We start from the raw sequence: 314 nt of genomic DNA, 5'->3' as shown, positions 1-314 counted from the left end.
AACAAACCGCGCACAGATAGCTTATCCATAGGCCAGTCATTGACAAAGCCATGTTCCGCCATACGTGGCCCGCCTATGCCATGCATCAGCGAGTCAGGTAATCTGGGGCGCAAACCGGACAGCATGCGCGCCGCCAGCATGTCGCCGGAAGTCTCACCGGCGACCATAGAAATAATAGGACGAGTCACTAGGCTACCCTGTTTCAGCGCACAATGCCACGCGTAGACACATCAAGAAAGCTGCGCATTTGCTGCACAGGGAGCTGCGCCTCAGCGCTCAGTTCAGCCGCATAGGCATCCAGACCTTGCTTAGCT

General features: G+C 56.4%; 1 pseudogene. It reads right to left on the bottom strand.

The window, feature by feature from the left end:
* A pseudogene (locus tag KDM89_RS21235) lies at positions 1-167 on the bottom strand (lipid-A-disaccharide synthase); the annotation flags it as partial.
* Between the last annotated feature and the right edge of the window lie 147 nt (positions 168-314).

This window comes from Cognatundibacterium luofuense, assembly GCF_018139685.1.
In the GTDB taxonomy this organism is placed as follows: Bacteria; Pseudomonadota; Gammaproteobacteria; order Burkholderiales; family Burkholderiaceae_D; genus Undibacterium; species Undibacterium luofuense.
This window is presented reverse-complemented; position numbering and strand designations above follow the sequence as displayed.